Origin of the sequence: Nocardioides sp. (assembly GCF_036503465.1) — a bacterium.
In the GTDB taxonomy this organism is placed as follows: Bacteria; Actinomycetota; Actinomycetes; order Propionibacteriales; family Nocardioidaceae; genus Nocardioides.
Map to the genome: position 1 here is coordinate 15,926 of NZ_DASXWU010000057.1, position 14,445 is coordinate 30,370.

A 14,445-nucleotide genomic window follows, 5' to 3' on the forward strand; every position below is an offset into this window, starting at 1 on the left:
GAGGAAGTTGACGGATGACTGATTCTTTGACGAAGCCCAGCGGGGGGTGGGGCTGGGAGCAGACCGGCCCTGCGTGGGGCGCCCGCGCTTTCGCTCCGAAGTCTGGCCAGGATCACCTCGGGCTGGGCTCGGTCAGCTCCGACCGCATCCTCCCCGCGCTATCGCCAGGCATCAACGTGCTGACGGTGCACCCGCGATACTGGTCGTTCTACTCCTGGGTGCTCGACGACTTCTGGGCAGCGGATCTTCCCCGCAACCGCGCCAGCTTCGTCGGCTTCTACCGGCCCCGCGAGGCCATCTTCTCGATGGCTTGCCATGTGTGTGACGCGCCCGAGCACGCCACCGTCGCGGGCAACGTGAACGGCAGCCGGCGGATCAGTGCCAAGGTGAACGATCCGGACTTCGACCCACAGTTCGATTACATCAAGGAGCCGCTCGGCGGTTACGGGCTCTACTACCGCTCAGCGATGGAGCTGACCGGGTCGCTCGTCGTGGCGTCGCCAGCTAACGGATTCCCGGTCGACGCCCCGACCCCAATCGGGCGGGCACTCGCCGAGGCATTCCGGAGCGCTGTCGCTGGCACCGAAGTTGCTCGTCGGCTCGCGGAGAACAAGGTCTCAGAGCCGGTGCCACGCGAGGCCCTTGTCGAGTTCGCGCGGAGGGGATGCCTGTGCCAGTTGCGTGCGGCGGAGGCGCACGACCTACCCCTGTTGCGGGACCTGTTCCTCCACTCGGGGACACCCGCTGAGGTGGCCTCACGCGGCGAGACCCTGCGAATGCTGCTGGATCTCAGTACCTGCCGACAAGCAGTAGAACTCTCGCAGGACGACTTCCGGCAGCTCATCTACTTCCGGCAACTCGACGGCTCCGACTACGTGCCGCGGCTTGAGTTGGTGGACGTTGCCCGCCGCTGGCGCGTGTACCAGGGCCGGGAGTACTTCGCGTACGTCTTCAACCGCCTGCTCCGCTGGGTCTCGCGCCGCGGGCTCGCCGCGACCGACGGCGGACTTACGGTCCTTCCGAAGGCGGAGTTGTGGGCACTCGTCGACGACGCCGTGGACGGTAGCTCTCAGGGAGACGACCTGCGGCTGGACCTTCCAGCGGTGGATGCCCGTACCCGCGCGTCTTCCCTACTTGAGGGGCTTCTCGCCGAGGTCGACGCGTCGCCCGATGCCGACGGCATCTGGCCACGCACCGAAGCCCTCGACGAGCACGCGCTCTACACCGCCTGCCGCGAGTACGACGAGGATGACGGCCGCACCATGGTGGCGCTCCTTGCGATGGTGCTACTACTGCGGGAGCGTTTCGGACTTCCAAGCCGCGCACTGGAGTACGCCAAGGAGCAGGTCCTCGTCGCAGAGGGAGGGAGTCTCCGCATCGGCATGGCGAGGTTCATGCACCAGCTGAACCAGCGCATGCTGCGAGCCCCAACGCTCGGCGAGCTTGCCCGATGGCTGATCGAGGACTTCGTGATCGTCCAGCACGAGCGAGTGGCGACGGCGAAACTCCCTGACGACACCTACCGGGTGCGACGCATCGGCGATGCCGTCAGGTTCTTCGCCCAAGAGTCGCCAGCGGTCTTCAATGACAGCCGCTTCCGTGCTCTCAGCACAACCGTGCATGAACTCGGTTGGGTCTCGACATTCAATGAATCTGACCGTGAACTCACCGAGTCAGGCCAGCGACTCCTGGTCGACGGAGACTTGCCCGGGAGAGCCCTCGCAGACGCGTCGGCGCCATTCGGCGAACCGGATCCGGAGAGTGCGTGAACTCGCCCCGAGCAGACGTCGTCATCCCCGAGCTCCTCCAGGGACAGTGGACGACAGCCCTGATCTGCACCTACGGCGCCGACCTCACCTTCTTTGAGACGAGGCTGTTGGGGCAGCTCGCTCAGATCCCGCTGCGCATCGTGCTCGCCGACGATGGCCAGCTCAGCGAGACACTCGCCGAGTCGGCCCGGACGGGCCAGCGGCGTCGGCTCGCGAACAAGGCGTACGTCGCAGCTCCTGTCCGTCACCCTCGCGCGGCACACGGCAAGTTGATCGCGCTGCTTGGACCTTCGAGCGGGCTCTTAGTGGTCGGCTCGGGGAACCTTGGGTACGAGGGATACGCGGCCCCCGGAGAGCTCTGGCATGTGTACGCCTACAGCGACGAGCGCTCGGAGCACCTACAGGAGTTCGCCTCGGCACGGGCCCACATTGACGGGCTGGCTCAGCGCGGCGTGCTCGATCCGCCCGTCGTCGAACTGCTACAAACAGCGTGGGGCCAGTCGCCGTGGATCCCGCCGGCACCCGACAGCCCGTCAGCGCTGCGGAGCAGTCTCGATGACCCGGTCATTGACCAGCTGCGGGCGGAGGTCGACGGGCCGGTCGATGAACTCATCGCGCATGCTCCGTTCCATGACGCCGACTGCGCTGCGCTACGAGCCCTCATCGAGCAATTTCAGCCCAAGCGCACCCGCCTCCTGCTCACCGACGCCACGTCGGCGGATCCGGTTTCCATCCAGAACGTGATGAGGAATGCCCCGGGTCCGGTCCTCGAGCGAGTCCAGGTCAAGTCCGAGCCGAGCGCCTACATCCACGCGAAGTGGGTGCACCTGATCCAGGGCGACTCGGAGACCCTGCTCACCGGCTCTGCCAACCTGTCGCGCACCGCATTGCTTCGGTCCGCGATGAACGGGAACGTCGAGCTCAGCGTCATCAACCACGGTGAGCGGGGAGCATTCGACTCGCTCTACTCCCACCTGGAGCGCAGCAAGATCGGCGATCCGGCGTCACTCAAGATCAGCTATCAGGGCGCCCCACCCGGAGAGAGGGTCGAGGAGCCGCACCCGGTTCTGTTGTGGAGCAGGCTCGACGGGGCCAGACTCACGTTGGCCTTCGACCGATCGATCCCGGACGGAACCTCGATTGTGGTCGAGGACCACGCCGGTCGCCCGCTTGAGTGGACGTCGACGGAGATCGACGGCGCCCAGGTTCGACTGGCTCTGGCGCGGGAGTCCGCGGATCGACTGGCCGAAGGTGGCCGGATCCAGGTCATGCTTGACGGCGACGACAGGCAGATCAGCCACTCGTGGCCATACCACGTCGCCCAGTTGCGCGGGCGGCTCGAACGGGTGGGCCAGCGGGATCGACTGCAGCACGTGGGCGACCTTCCGGAGCAAGACGCGGAGCTGTACGAGCTTCTCCAAGAGCTCGACGCGACGCTTATCATCGACCGCGCATCGGTCTGGCGGATCGCGAAAGGCAACGAGCCGACCCCTGTCGCCACCGACGATGACGGGGAACCGTCGATCAGGCTCGAAGACCTCGACTGGACCCGCGTGCGTCGCGATCACCGCTACGGCGGCTACTTCGGGCGCAGCGGCGGACCCGGCGCAGCGCCGACGGACATTCAGGTGATCCTTGCCGCGATAGCCGGTCGACTCGGCGAAATCGGCCTGGAGGCTGTCAATCCGTCCGAAGCTGAGGACGAGCTCGCGCATGAGGGCGACACCACGTCCTCAGAAGGCGACGACGAGCGCGAAGACGAACTCGAAGACGAGCTGCTGAGGCGTCGCCTTCCGGTCAGCACTCGCACACGGATGGCGTTCGACCGGTTCTCCCGCCGCTACTCCGAGGCGCTCGCAGACTCGGGCTTCATCGAGGAACTCGGCCCCATTCCGGCGGCTACCAACGCGATCATCTTCAACCACCTGCTTGCTCGGTTGGTGGAGCGGAGCGCCATCTCGCCTCTGGTTGCGCTGGACGCTCAACTTGGGACGTGGGCATTCCTCTGGGGCAGCCCTGACATAGCCGGCATCGCTGAGGGGCTCGATGACGAAGCCGCCGAGGTAGTCCGACAAGTGCTGCGGGAAGGTCATGCGAAGGTTGCTACCGTTCGCGGGCTCGCTGCAGCAGCGGACGGACCGGCGTCTGGTCAGGATGTCGCGAGGCTGCGGGAGCTGACGCAGCACCTGCTCGTGGACGAGGATTTCAGCCTCAGCCCCGACCTGCTGGAGGAGTCGGTTGGCGCTGCCGCAATGGCTAGTGGCTTGCTGGACTCCCTGTCCCGCGCGGCGTCGCCGCAGGGGCCGACGGACATTCTCGATGTTGTCGTGGGCGGCCTGGGGATCGCGCGAGGGTCGGCTCACTGGCGAAAGGAAACCGTCCGTCGAGCCCGGGCAAACTACGACGCGACGACCCTCGTCGTGACCGAAACCCTGCCGGGACTCACGCCGGCACTCGCCACCGAAATGCTCGGCAGGGTCGTCGTGGCGGCTTCCTTCGCGGGCCACCCCGGTGAGTACTGGCGCATCCGCTTCGAGGGCAACGGCAGTGCGGTGGCGTTCTGGGACGCAGATGCCGAGGACGGCATTGTCATGGTCGACGGTGACGATGAAGACCTCGATGCGCTTGCCGTTCCGTGGCCGTCGTGGATGAGCAAGGTCGAACTCCTGCGCGAGGAGCTCATGCAGCGGTCCCACGTGGCGGCATCGGCATGACGCCCACGGTTGTGCACCGGGTGCACGACCGGGTACTACGGTCCCGCGCCCGGCACGGTGCCGCGGATTCGGCGGCACCGTGTGACCTGCAGGTTCCTGGCGACGGTCCCGCACCCGGTGCGGTGCCGGTGAGTCACCGGCACCGGGGCTCCTGCCAGAACTTCCCTACGGACCCGGTCCCGGTCCCGGCTCCGGTCCGGGACCGTGTGACCTGCAGGTTTGCGGACGGTGGTGCCGAATCGGCACCGCCGTGCAGTCCACACGTTCAAGCGCTCAGAAACACTTGCCGACGCGGGCCTGGCGACTCGCCGGGACCGTGCTCCCGGTGCCGCTGCCGCGGCGGCACCGCGCGCTTCGGCAGGAGCCGAGCCATCGGCGGCAGGGAGGTCATGCACTCGACGGTGCGCGTGGTCGGAGCTGATGTCAACCGCCGATTCCTGCTCGGCATCGGCAACTCCGAAGTGGTCGAAGACAGTACGAGACAACGGAAGACAACCGGTGACAACCAACGCGGAAGATTCTGCCGGCCGCGTCTCACCATGCGATCTGCCGGGCGGGGGTGCCCATCGAAAACCCATCACAGACAGGACGATCGACACCGAGATGACCGGAGACAACCGGTAGAGTGGCGGCGTCGGCAGCCAGCCGATCTCCGTGTAGATCGAGTCAACCGCAGCTGACCAAAGACATTCCGAAGTAGCGGAAATCGGACCAGATCGTCCCAGAGGTCGCAGGTTCAAATCCTGCCCCCGCTACGAATTTCAGGCTCGGAGATCGTGGATCTCCGAGCCTGAAAGCATTTGAGATTTGATACGACAGCCAGAAACCGGCCAGAAACTTGGCCGAGGAGCCCTCCGGAAGCCCCGTTGCGGGGAACGGCATGGGATGTCATGGAGCGCCACGGAGGCGCGTGGAACGGCCAGCACACCTGTTGGTCATGGATACCAACACCACCATGAGCGGCCTGGAGCCGCTGCTGACGATCGAGGCTCTTGCCGAGTACCTCGATGTGCCGGTCACGACGATTCGCGACTGGCGCACCGATGGCAAGGGTCCCTGCGCGATTCGCGTGGGCGGACGAGTCCGCTTTGCGGTGAGCGACGTTCTCCATTGGCTCACGGAGCAGCGCGAGGTCGAGCCCGGTCGTGGACCGGACGGACGGTGATGAGCCATGCCTAGGCCCCGCACCCCGATCGGCACGTTCGGGGAGATCTACTACGAGAAGGCTCCCGGCGGTCGCGTGCGCGCGTTTGCCCGGTTCCGTGACCACGATGGCCAACTTCGCCGGGTCCAGACGACGGCTTCGACCCAGCAGGCGGCAGCACGCAGACTGAAGGAGTTGCTCGCAGAGCGTGCCGAGCAGAGCGTCGGCCAAGGCGAGTTGTCGGGCAGCAGCTCGTTTCGGCAACTCGTCGACGTCTGGCTCGCCGACCTCGACTTGGAGAACAAGCTCGCGCCGTCCACTCGCGACCTCTACGAACGCAACATGGAGAAGCTGGTCATGCCGGCCTTCGCCAACTACACGCTGCGCGAGATCACTGTGCGTAAGGTCGACCAGTTCATCAAGACGCTGGCCTCGACCAAGAGCTACAGCACCGCCAAGCAGGCTCGCACGGTGTTGAGCCTCGCGTTCGGTCTGGCGGTGCGGTACGACGCCATCCCCCGCAACCCGGTGCGTGACACCGTCCGGTTGCAGAAGCCGCCTGGGCAGGCCCAGGCGCTCACGGTCGAGCAGATCGACGTGATCCGCACGGCGGCGCGGAGTTGGCGTCGAGGTGCTGGGTTCGCAGGCCCGCCCCCGGACGGCCAATTGGAGCAAATCATCGAGGTCATGCTCGGCACGTCGGCTCGCATCGGCGAGGTGCTCGCGATCCGGAAGTGCGATGTCGATGTCACCGATTCTCCCGCGACAGTCCGTATATGCGGCACCATCGTGTCCCCGAAGGGCAAGCCCACCCATCGTCAACCTCACCCCAAGACGCAGAAGTCGACCCGAAACGTTTCCGTGCCGTCCTTTGCTGCTGAGGTGCTCCGCCAGCGACTCGTGCTCATCGCGGGTGAAGAGCCCGAGCACTTGATCTTCTTCAGTCGCAACCACACCCCATTGACGACGAACAACATCCGTCGCCGACTGCGCGCGGTGCTGGAGGACGTCGAGATTGAGGGCGTCACCCCGCACTCCTTCCGGCGGACCGTTGCCACGTTCCTTGATCGTGCCAGCGGCCCGGACCTGGCGGCCGAGATGCTCGGGCACACATCCAGCAAGATCACCAAGGAGCACTACATCCAGCCTGACGAGACCGTCGACCCGGTCACGGCAGACATATTGGAGGCGCTGGCTCCTCGGCTGGGAGGTGGCCAGGATGCCGTCTGACCATGAGGAAGCCGCAGAAGACCGAGCAGGGGTCACGGCTCTACCGCTGCGTAATGAAATGCATTACGATAAGCGTGTGTTCGAGCGCCTCGACTGGTCGAAGCGCGGCGAGTACATGCAACGCCAGCACGGCATCACGCCACAGGTGGCAGACGACGCGCTTGGCGATCCAAACCGGATCGTCATCGACCCCGACTACAACAGCACAAGCGGCGAAAGCGTCCGAATCATCGGCTTCTCGACCATCGCCGACGACATCGTCACGGTCATCGTGCTTCACCACGAGGGAACCGAGTACGGCGTGAACGGGTGGTCAGCCAACGAGAAGGACCGCCGCATATACAACGAAGGCAGCTACGCCGGCGAGGAAGGAGAAGCCCCATGAAAGAGAAGATCGACGACCTGCTCGCCGCCGAGGCCAAGGCGGTCGAGGAAGCCGAGGCTGGAAGCGACCCGAATGAGCCGTTGCCGAGCCACGTCAAGGTCACGCGCGGATATCCGCGTGCACGCAACCTCCAGGTCCGCTTCCGCGAGGACGAGTTCGACGATCTGACGCAGTACGCCGAACAGCGCGGCCTCCCGGTCTCGACGGTGGTGCGCGCGCTCGTCCTCCAAGCGATCGCACCGGCCGACGACCTCAAATCCGCACTGGACAAGCTGGAGACCGACCTCGCGGCCGTGCGGCGTAAGGCCCTCAGCGCCTGACCGCCGATAGGTTCAGCTCGTGGCACTCGCGGCATTTACTCTCAACGGCACCCGGTACGAGCTGTCCAGCGACGTTGCAGAGGCGCGGTTGGCTGGAGTGATGCCGGAGCCCATCCGCGAACACGCCGTCCAGGTGAACGGGGTCTGGTATCCAGTGAAGCAAGCCTTCGAGGTCGCCGTGGGCGTGCCACGTTCGGAGTTCATCTCCCACACGGCATGCCGACACTTGGCAGCCCTCGGCTTCCCGCTGCAAGGGCAGATCGAGAGCCGGGACGGGGCACCTGTCGCCACGGAGACGGCGAAGCCCGGCTTGACGGTTGTCCGCGACCTTAGCGGTGAGGAGTGGCACACGGAAGCCAACGTCCAGGCGTCAGTCGTGACCGCGCTGGCAGCCCGCGGCTATCGCGTTCTCTCCGTCGCGAACACCGCGACCAAGGAGCACGGGATCGACGTGATCGCCTCGCGTGAAGGCACAACGGTTGCGGTTGAGGTCAAGGGCTATCCGAGCAGGACCTACGCCGACCCAGCTCGCGCGGGCGAGCACAAGAAGACCCGGCCAAGCACTCAGGCCGGCCACTGGTTTGCCGCTGCCGTGCTCGCCGCGATGCGACTGCGTGGCAGGGAGCCAGGCTGGAGCAGCGTGATCGCGCTTCCAGACTTCAATCGGTACCGAGACCTCTTCAGCGAAACACAGGGCTCGTTGTCCGCTGCGGGAATCGTTGTGTGGTGGGTCGACGAGGAAGGGGCCGTCGACTTCGGCTAACGCCCGATCCCGGTGCCCCGGGGCTCGGGACGATGTTCGATCGCTGTCTCGAAGTCGAGGCGGCTCTGCGCGGCTTCCTTGGGTGGCTTGCGCTTGACCGGCGTCGGGCGCAGTTCGTTGCGCACGATGGCGAGGAGCTCGGTCTGGACGGGGCCGGTGATGGGCAGCCACTCGCGTCGTGGACCTCTGACCAGGTCGCCGTTGTCCTTCTCGATGGCGGGGGCGAGGACGCGCTGGAAGTAGAGGCGCTCCTTGATGCCGAGTTCGACCGCGGTGCACACGCGCTCGTCAATGCCGGCGCTGATACGTTCGAGTCGTCGTACTTGGGTGGGGTCGTTCATTGCGTCGTCGGGCAGCTTCTGCGCTCGGGCTGCCGCGACCGAGCCTTCCCCGGCGGCGAGTCCGCCCTTGCCGTAGAGCCCGCCGACGTCACGGGTCTGATGGATGAGGCGTCCGTAGGTCTCGGCACGCCGCTGCCAGCGGGCTGCAAGCTCGGGGTTGCTGTTGGTGAGGCGGCGCGCGGCTTCGAGGGAGACGATGCGTTGGGAGTCCATGATGACGCGCAGGCTTTGGGCGTCGGGGAACTTGATCAGGTGGAGCAGCAGGTTGTGCTGTTCTTGCAGGACCCCGGTGATGCCCGGCAGGGCGGGGCCGTCGATGGGGCGTGTGGGTGGTTTCCAGCCGCGTCGGTCGACGGAGTAGTCGGGGTCGCCGTAGCCGGAGTACGCCGCGCAGACCTCGGCCGCGCGGCCGAGGCGTCCGGGGTCCTTCAACTGCTTCCAGCCGGTGATGTTGGAGTAGCGCCGGTCCAGGCCGACGAGGGCGCGGGTGATCTCGGCGGCGTCGCGGATCACGGTCATGCACTCGGCGTCGGACAGGCGTCCGTAGCCGACTCCGGCGTCGAAGTCGTGCTCTCCGAGGGCACAGGCTCGGGCGGCTTGCCGCCAGAGGTCGACCAGCTCGAAGCGTTGGTCTGTGACGAGTTCGTCGATTGTCGGCAGCCCGGCGGGGTCGGCGTTGATGGCGGCGTCGAGGCGGTAGCGCAGTTCCTCGGCCGGGCCGCGGGCGCGGGCGCTGGTTCCGGTGAGGTTGATGCGTGGGTTCGCGGCCTGCATGGCTTGGTGGCACCACAGGAGGACGGCGTGGCGGTAGCGGGCGATCTGTTCGCCGATCTCCTTGCGTTCGGTGACGGTGGTGGTCTCGGGCACGGTGTGGAGCCCGGCGCCGCCGATGCGTTGCTGGATGCGGTGCTGGGTCAGCAACTTGCGGAGCGAGTCGCGCAGCAGCCGCGTGTTCTCGCCGTACATCACGGGGCGTCCAGCTCGCGAGCGGCGTAGAGCATGTCCAGGACCAGTTCGACGGTTAGGCCGTCGATCCCGTGCGTGGCGAGGTCCTCGATGGCCGACTCCGCGACGGTGAACAGCACGTCGCGGTCGGTGATCGGGACGGGGCTGATGGCGGGGATGAGGTCGCCGTGGATGAAGTCGATCTGGAGCAGGACGCGGTCGTACTCGATCGAGGCGTCGATGCTGACCGCGTGATCGGCGAGGGCGGCGACATAGGAGCGGGCCTCGGCGAGGGTGACCGCGTGGGCGAGCAACATGATGGGTTCCTTTTCGGGAGGGATGGCTGACCTTCCACCGTCGGCGCGACCCATGGGTTGGGCCGCGTCGAGACGGCGGCACTGTGGACAACTCGGCGAGTCGCGCCTGTGTGAGCGGGCCTACGACGCGGCGCGAACCTGTTCCTCGATCTGCCGGCGCGCGGCGACGTCGTCCCGGACGAACAGGAGGAAGTCGGCATAGCGATCGACGATCTCGACCTCCCCGCCTGTCTCGCGTAGGGCCTCGCCGGGCCAGGTGGTCTGCCTCGTGGGTCGGTCGCGGTCCAGCCGGCAGCCAGCCGTGGAGACCCACTCGCGCAGCCGATTGCGGCACTCGGCGAAGTCGCGATGCCACCCGATCGGCCCCGAGGGGGTGCCCTCGGAGTTGTAGGCGTTGAGCCAGTGGGTGTGGAGCGCGGAGAGTTCCCAGACCAGCTCGTCGTGGCGATGCCAGTACGGCGGCACCACCGTCGGCGGCAGCCCGTAGGTCAGGCGCAGCCAATCCACCCACGCGTCCAGATCGGTCCATTCGGCCATGGCCTCGTCAGCGGTGAGCAGGTTCCAGTTGATGGGTCGCAGCGAGTCTTGGTCATCGAAGTCGGCGGTCCCGAACGCTTGGTCGGGACCGCCGTACGAGTCGCCGTCTTCGACATCCACCACCGCGGGCTGATCGAAGTCGGTTGTCATCGCTCGCGCCCGTCAGATGCCGACGGCCTGGGCAGGCTCGTTGACCACCGTCATCTCGTTGGTCGGCGGGTCGGGCTGCTCGGCCGGCGTGCGGTCCACGACGTAGCGGGTCCGGGCACAGTCGTGTCCGATCCGGCGGGCGACGAACTGCTCCCGGATCTGGCTGGGACCGCCGGGGCGCTCCTGCTCGTACTCGTGGATGTAGCCCGAGGCGACGATCTGGTCGCCGGGCTTGAACCGCGGGTACGCCCGCTCAGCCGCGCGGTCGAAGAGCACCAGATCGCAGTAGACAGAGTCGAGCTTCGTGAACGACCCATCGACCTCCTTGCGGTGCTGCTCGATGCCGACCCGGCAGTAGAACCGCGCGTGCCCCTTGCCGGTGAACGTGAGCTCCGGCGCGGTCGCGATGAACCCCTGAAGGCTCATCTGGGTGGGAATCGTCATCGCTGACTCCTGACGTCGGGCGGCGCCCGGATGGCGACCGCTCTCAGGAGTCAGGTGTGCAACCACAGCCTTCTGATCGCGTCGGCGAGCAACGTCGAGCACGAACGATTTGGCCCGCTTCTGTCGGACGTCTCTGGGAGAATCAAGTCATGACAGACACCCGATTCACCACGGTCGTTGACGACACCGAGGAGTTGCTGAACGTCGTCGACATCGATGGAATCGGCGATGTCGAGACCCTGCTGATGTTCCTCTTCGCGAGGCCCGTCGGCGTTGAAGAGGGCTGGAACGATGACCGAGACAAGACCTCACTTGAGGTCATCGTTCAGGGAAACAATGAGGCGATTGGCTCCACCTTCGACTTCCCGCTGAGCGTCATCGACCTCGTGCGCTCGTGTGCGCAGACCGTTGACGATTTCGAGCCATACGGAGCGGACGGTTCCCAGACAGACGACGCGCCCAACGTGACGGCGCTCGCTGACGATGAGCTCATCACCGTCTTGCAGGGGGCACTTGGCAAGGTTCGGCTCTTCAACATGATGGACGACGGAGAATCCGAGTGATGCTGCCATCAGATGGCGCCGACGAGGCGTCGTACGAAGTTCCGCGTGGCACCTGCCCATCGTGCGGATCCGGTTCCGTGATCCACCTGGTCATCGGTATGCCGTCGGGACCTGACGTCATGGGCGCCCCTGAATGGGTCCAGTGGGTCGGCTGTGTCCACCCCGGGTACAACCGAGAGTGCAGTTCGTGCGGTGTGGCTTGGACGTTCACACAGGACGGTCCGCAAGACCAGATGGCAACGCCTGAGGGCGAGTTCGCCGCCGAAGTCCGGCAGCGATGACATCGCTCATCGCTTGGCTTGATTCGACTCCCGAGGAGCAGCGCGCTGCCCGGGAGCTCATCAGCCTGTTCACCCAGCAGGAGGGTCGCGACGAACTCGGCATCGGCCAGATCCGGGATGCCTTTAGCGACCTTCTCTTCCCTGGAACCTCCGTCATCCAGACACGAGCGCGCTACTTCCTGTTCGTGCCGTGGTGTTACAGCCACGGTAAGGCCGCACAGGTTCGCGGTCGTGCGGTGGTCGTCCGCGGTGAGCAGCAGGAGCGAGAGCTCATCAAGACACTTCTCGACTCGAACCTTGAGGACGCCGTTGGACTGATCGGGCGGCGGAAGGGACCAAGCATCAAGAACCTGCCCTCGACCATTTACTGGTCGGGTCTTCGTCGCTACGACATCTTGACCCACGACAATGACCTCGGTCTCCTGGCTGGGGCCGGAATCGGAGACGGGTCGACCGAGCTCAGCGCCCGCATCTCCGCGGATTGGGATGCGGGCGTTCCCGACCCCCCGGCTGACTTCCCAAAGGCCGTGCCCGGCGGCTTTGACCTCGAACTGGCCGAGGCCGAATGGCTCCGTGATCGGATCGTCGCTGCGGCTCCAGAGTCGGTCCTTGCCCACCTCCTGGATCGAAGGCTTGCCATTCCTGATGGCACGAGCTTCGCGTGGGATGTCGTCGATCGCGAGCAGTTCGAGGTTCTCGATCACGCGTACCGGTTCAGCGGCGTCATGCATGGGGCCTCGCTGCTCTACAACCTGCTCATCGGCGAGATGTACGACGCGAACGCCACCCTGAACCGGATTGAAGACGCCGGGGCCTACTACCGCGGCGAACTCGACGCATGGATCGAGGACTTCGTCACCCCGAACCTGGACAACCTTCAGCATTGGAACATCGAGCGGATGTGGGAACTCGTCCTATCGACGAACCCGCGGATCGACAAGCGTGCACAAATGTTCGTTGAAGCATGGGTTGGTGCGATCCGAAGCGGCGCGTATTCCGGCGTGGCTGACAATCGGGATCTCCGCCAGTCGGTGCGCGCGCGAGAGGAGCGCAAGGGCAAGCAATCCCGGCTCCTGAACCCGCGCATGCTTGCGACCTGGTCGGGGGCCTCTGGCGCGGGGCAGTTGGCATTTCGCTGGGGCACGGTGCGCGTCATCGTGAACGACATCGTGAAGGGGCTTGGTCGCGATGCTCGCTCCTGACAGTCGCGCTGTCCTCTTGCGCGAGCTCAAGCCGTCCACCGGCTTCACGTTCGACAGTGCCGTGGCCACGACCTTCACGCTCGACCTGACGGCGACTCTCATCCCGGCGCTTGCGTTCAGCTCGTACTCGTTCTCCGGTCGCATTCCCGACCCGGTCGCGGCTTTGGAGTCGGTGCGCCGGACGGCGCAGCGGCTCGACGTGTTCTGCCAGGGAGGGAACATCGGCGTCCCGGGCAAGGCCCCCGATCTCCTTGCGTTCCTGGAACCGATGGTGCACGAGGTACGCCGCCCGAGCGGAGGCCTCTTCCACCCCAAGGTCTGGTTCGTGAAGTACACGGATGACGACCAGCGGTCGGCCTACCGCCTTCTGGTGTTGACCAGGAATCTCACCGCCGACGCTTCGTGGGACCTGGCCGTACGACTGGACTCTTCCGGCCTCAGTCGCCGGGCTCTTCGCGAGAACCGGCCGCTGCAGGCGTTCCTGCGCAGCATGCCCGGCCGAACGATCCGGCCACTCGACGCTGAAAGGACGGCTCGCGTCGAGAGGCTGGCGACCGAGGCCGGTTTCGTTGAATGGGAATACCCCGAAGCTGTCGAGAGCGTCACGTTCCACTATCTCGACCACGGTCGTGAGGGGTCGATCGACTTCGCCGGGGCGCGCCACCTCGTCGTGTCACCTTTCGTCAACGACAACGGGCTCAACCTCATCCGACCTGACGGCCCGATCTCGATCCTTTCGCGGCAGGAGGAACTGGAGAAGCTCACTCCCGAGTCGGTCGCAAGGCTCGACGCCTTCATCATCGACACCCTCGCCGGCTTCCGCGACGAGCCAGAAGCCGGAGAGAAGCCAGCCGACGGTCCAGCCCAGGGACTCCTCGGTCACCTGCACGCGAAGATGTACGTCATCGAGCCTCACGGCCGGGCACACCGAGCACGCCTGATCATCGGATCTACCAACGCAACGGACGCTGCGCTGAGGACCAATGTCGAGTTCTGCGTCGAGTTCGAGGGACCGCGCAAACACCTCGGCATCGACGCGTTCCTCGGCGACGATGCTCCGTTCCGAACTCTGCTAGAGAGCTATCAGCCGGTCGGCGGAGCCAAGCCGGATTCGCAGGAAGACGAGCAGAAGGACCTCGACGACGTCCTCCGCGCGATCTCGGAGATCACCCACACCGTGACGGTCACCGCAACAGCCGGTTCGTCGGCGGGGAGGCGGTCGTCGCCGTAGGTGGCGGTGACCTGGCTGATGACGATGCGATACCCGTCGTACCAGCGTGCGACCTGTCCCTTGGCCTCGCGGTGGGTTGGGAACCGGGCGAGCTTGGCGACGTCCTTCT

The 14,445-nt window shown here is 65.9% G+C and carries 14 protein-coding genes; 10 read left to right on the plus strand and 4 right to left on the minus strand.

Going from position 1 to position 14,445, the window contains the following annotated elements:
- Nucleotides 1–185 precede the first annotated feature (185 nt).
- The 7 genes from VGK78_RS10940 (at nt 186) to VGK78_RS10970 (ending at nt 8,325) form a co-directional block, all read left to right on the plus strand.
- On the plus strand, nt 186–1,769 hold the full coding sequence (locus tag VGK78_RS10940) for a hypothetical protein (protein ID WP_331527662.1): 1,584 nt from the start codon (nt 186–188) through the stop codon (nt 1,767–1,769).
- Entirely contained in the window at nt 1,766–4,483 is a 2,718-nt protein-coding gene (locus VGK78_RS10945; RefSeq protein ID WP_331527663.1) for a hypothetical protein, read from the plus strand. Before VGK78_RS10940 ends, VGK78_RS10945 begins: the two co-directional genes overlap by 4 nt.
- 937 nt (nt 4,484–5,420) lie before the next feature.
- Nucleotides 5,421–5,648 (plus strand): helix-turn-helix domain-containing protein, encoded by a 228-nt coding sequence (locus VGK78_RS10950; protein WP_331527664.1) that lies wholly within the window; start codon nt 5,421–5,423, stop codon nt 5,646–5,648.
- Nucleotides 5,649–5,654: 6 nt separating this feature from the next.
- A complete protein-coding gene (locus VGK78_RS10955) occupies nt 5,655–6,857 on the plus strand; it encodes a tyrosine-type recombinase/integrase (RefSeq protein WP_331527665.1) in 1,203 nt (400 codons plus the stop codon).
- 76 nt (nt 6,858–6,933) lie between these two features.
- Nucleotides 6,934–7,242 (plus strand): hypothetical protein, encoded by a 309-nt coding sequence (locus VGK78_RS10960; RefSeq protein ID WP_331527666.1) that lies wholly within the window; start codon nt 6,934–6,936, stop codon nt 7,240–7,242.
- Nucleotides 7,239–7,562, plus strand: a complete 324-nt coding sequence (locus tag VGK78_RS10965) for a hypothetical protein (protein WP_331527667.1) — start codon at nt 7,239–7,241, stop codon at nt 7,560–7,562. The genes VGK78_RS10960 and VGK78_RS10965 overlap by 4 nt, the downstream gene beginning before the upstream one ends.
- A 19-nt stretch (nt 7,563–7,581) precedes the next feature.
- Nucleotides 7,582–8,325, plus strand: a complete 744-nt coding sequence (locus VGK78_RS10970) for a YraN family protein (protein WP_331527668.1) — start codon at nt 7,582–7,584, stop codon at nt 8,323–8,325.
- Here VGK78_RS10970 and VGK78_RS10975 read toward each other — a convergent pair.
- The 4 genes from VGK78_RS10975 to VGK78_RS10990 all read right to left on the minus strand — a co-directional run bounded on the left by VGK78_RS10975 (nt 8,322) and on the right by VGK78_RS10990 (nt 11,059).
- Nucleotides 8,322–9,533: a hypothetical protein gene (locus VGK78_RS10975; RefSeq protein ID WP_331527669.1), complete on the minus strand. Its 1,212-nt coding sequence runs from the start codon at nt 9,531–9,533 to the stop codon at nt 8,322–8,324. The two genes, VGK78_RS10970 and VGK78_RS10975, sit on opposite strands and share 4 nt — an antisense overlap.
- Before the next feature lie 98 nt (nt 9,534–9,631).
- Nucleotides 9,632–9,928, minus strand: a complete 297-nt coding sequence (locus tag VGK78_RS10980; RefSeq protein WP_331527670.1) for a hypothetical protein — start codon at nt 9,926–9,928, stop codon at nt 9,632–9,634.
- 120 nt (nt 9,929–10,048) lie between these two features.
- On the minus strand, nt 10,049–10,615 hold the full coding sequence (locus tag VGK78_RS10985) for a hypothetical protein (protein ID WP_331527671.1): 567 nt from the start codon (nt 10,613–10,615) through the stop codon (nt 10,049–10,051).
- Between the two features lie 12 nt (nt 10,616–10,627).
- Nucleotides 10,628–11,059: a single-stranded DNA-binding protein gene (locus VGK78_RS10990; protein ID WP_331527672.1), complete on the minus strand. Its 432-nt coding sequence runs from the start codon at nt 11,057–11,059 to the stop codon at nt 10,628–10,630.
- A gap of 149 nt (nt 11,060–11,208) precedes the next feature.
- Here VGK78_RS10990 and VGK78_RS10995 point away from each other — a divergent pair, with 149 nt between their 5' ends.
- The 3 genes from VGK78_RS10995 (at nt 11,209) to VGK78_RS11005 (ending at nt 14,336) form a co-directional block, all read left to right on the plus strand.
- Nucleotides 11,209–11,622, plus strand: coding sequence for a hypothetical protein (locus tag VGK78_RS10995; RefSeq protein WP_331527673.1), 414 nt, complete (start codon nt 11,209–11,211; stop codon nt 11,620–11,622).
- A 277-nt stretch (nt 11,623–11,899) separates the two neighbouring features.
- A complete protein-coding gene (locus tag VGK78_RS11000; protein ID WP_331527674.1) occupies nt 11,900–13,105 on the plus strand; it encodes a DUF6361 family protein in 1,206 nt (401 codons plus the stop codon).
- Nucleotides 13,106–13,376: 271 nt separating this feature from the next.
- The gene (locus VGK78_RS11005; protein ID WP_331527675.1) at nt 13,377–14,336 is read left to right on the plus strand and encodes a phospholipase D family protein; all 960 of its coding nucleotides are present in this window, start codon (nt 13,377–13,379) and stop codon (nt 14,334–14,336) included.
- The last annotated feature ends 109 nt before the right edge of the window (nt 14,337–14,445 follow it).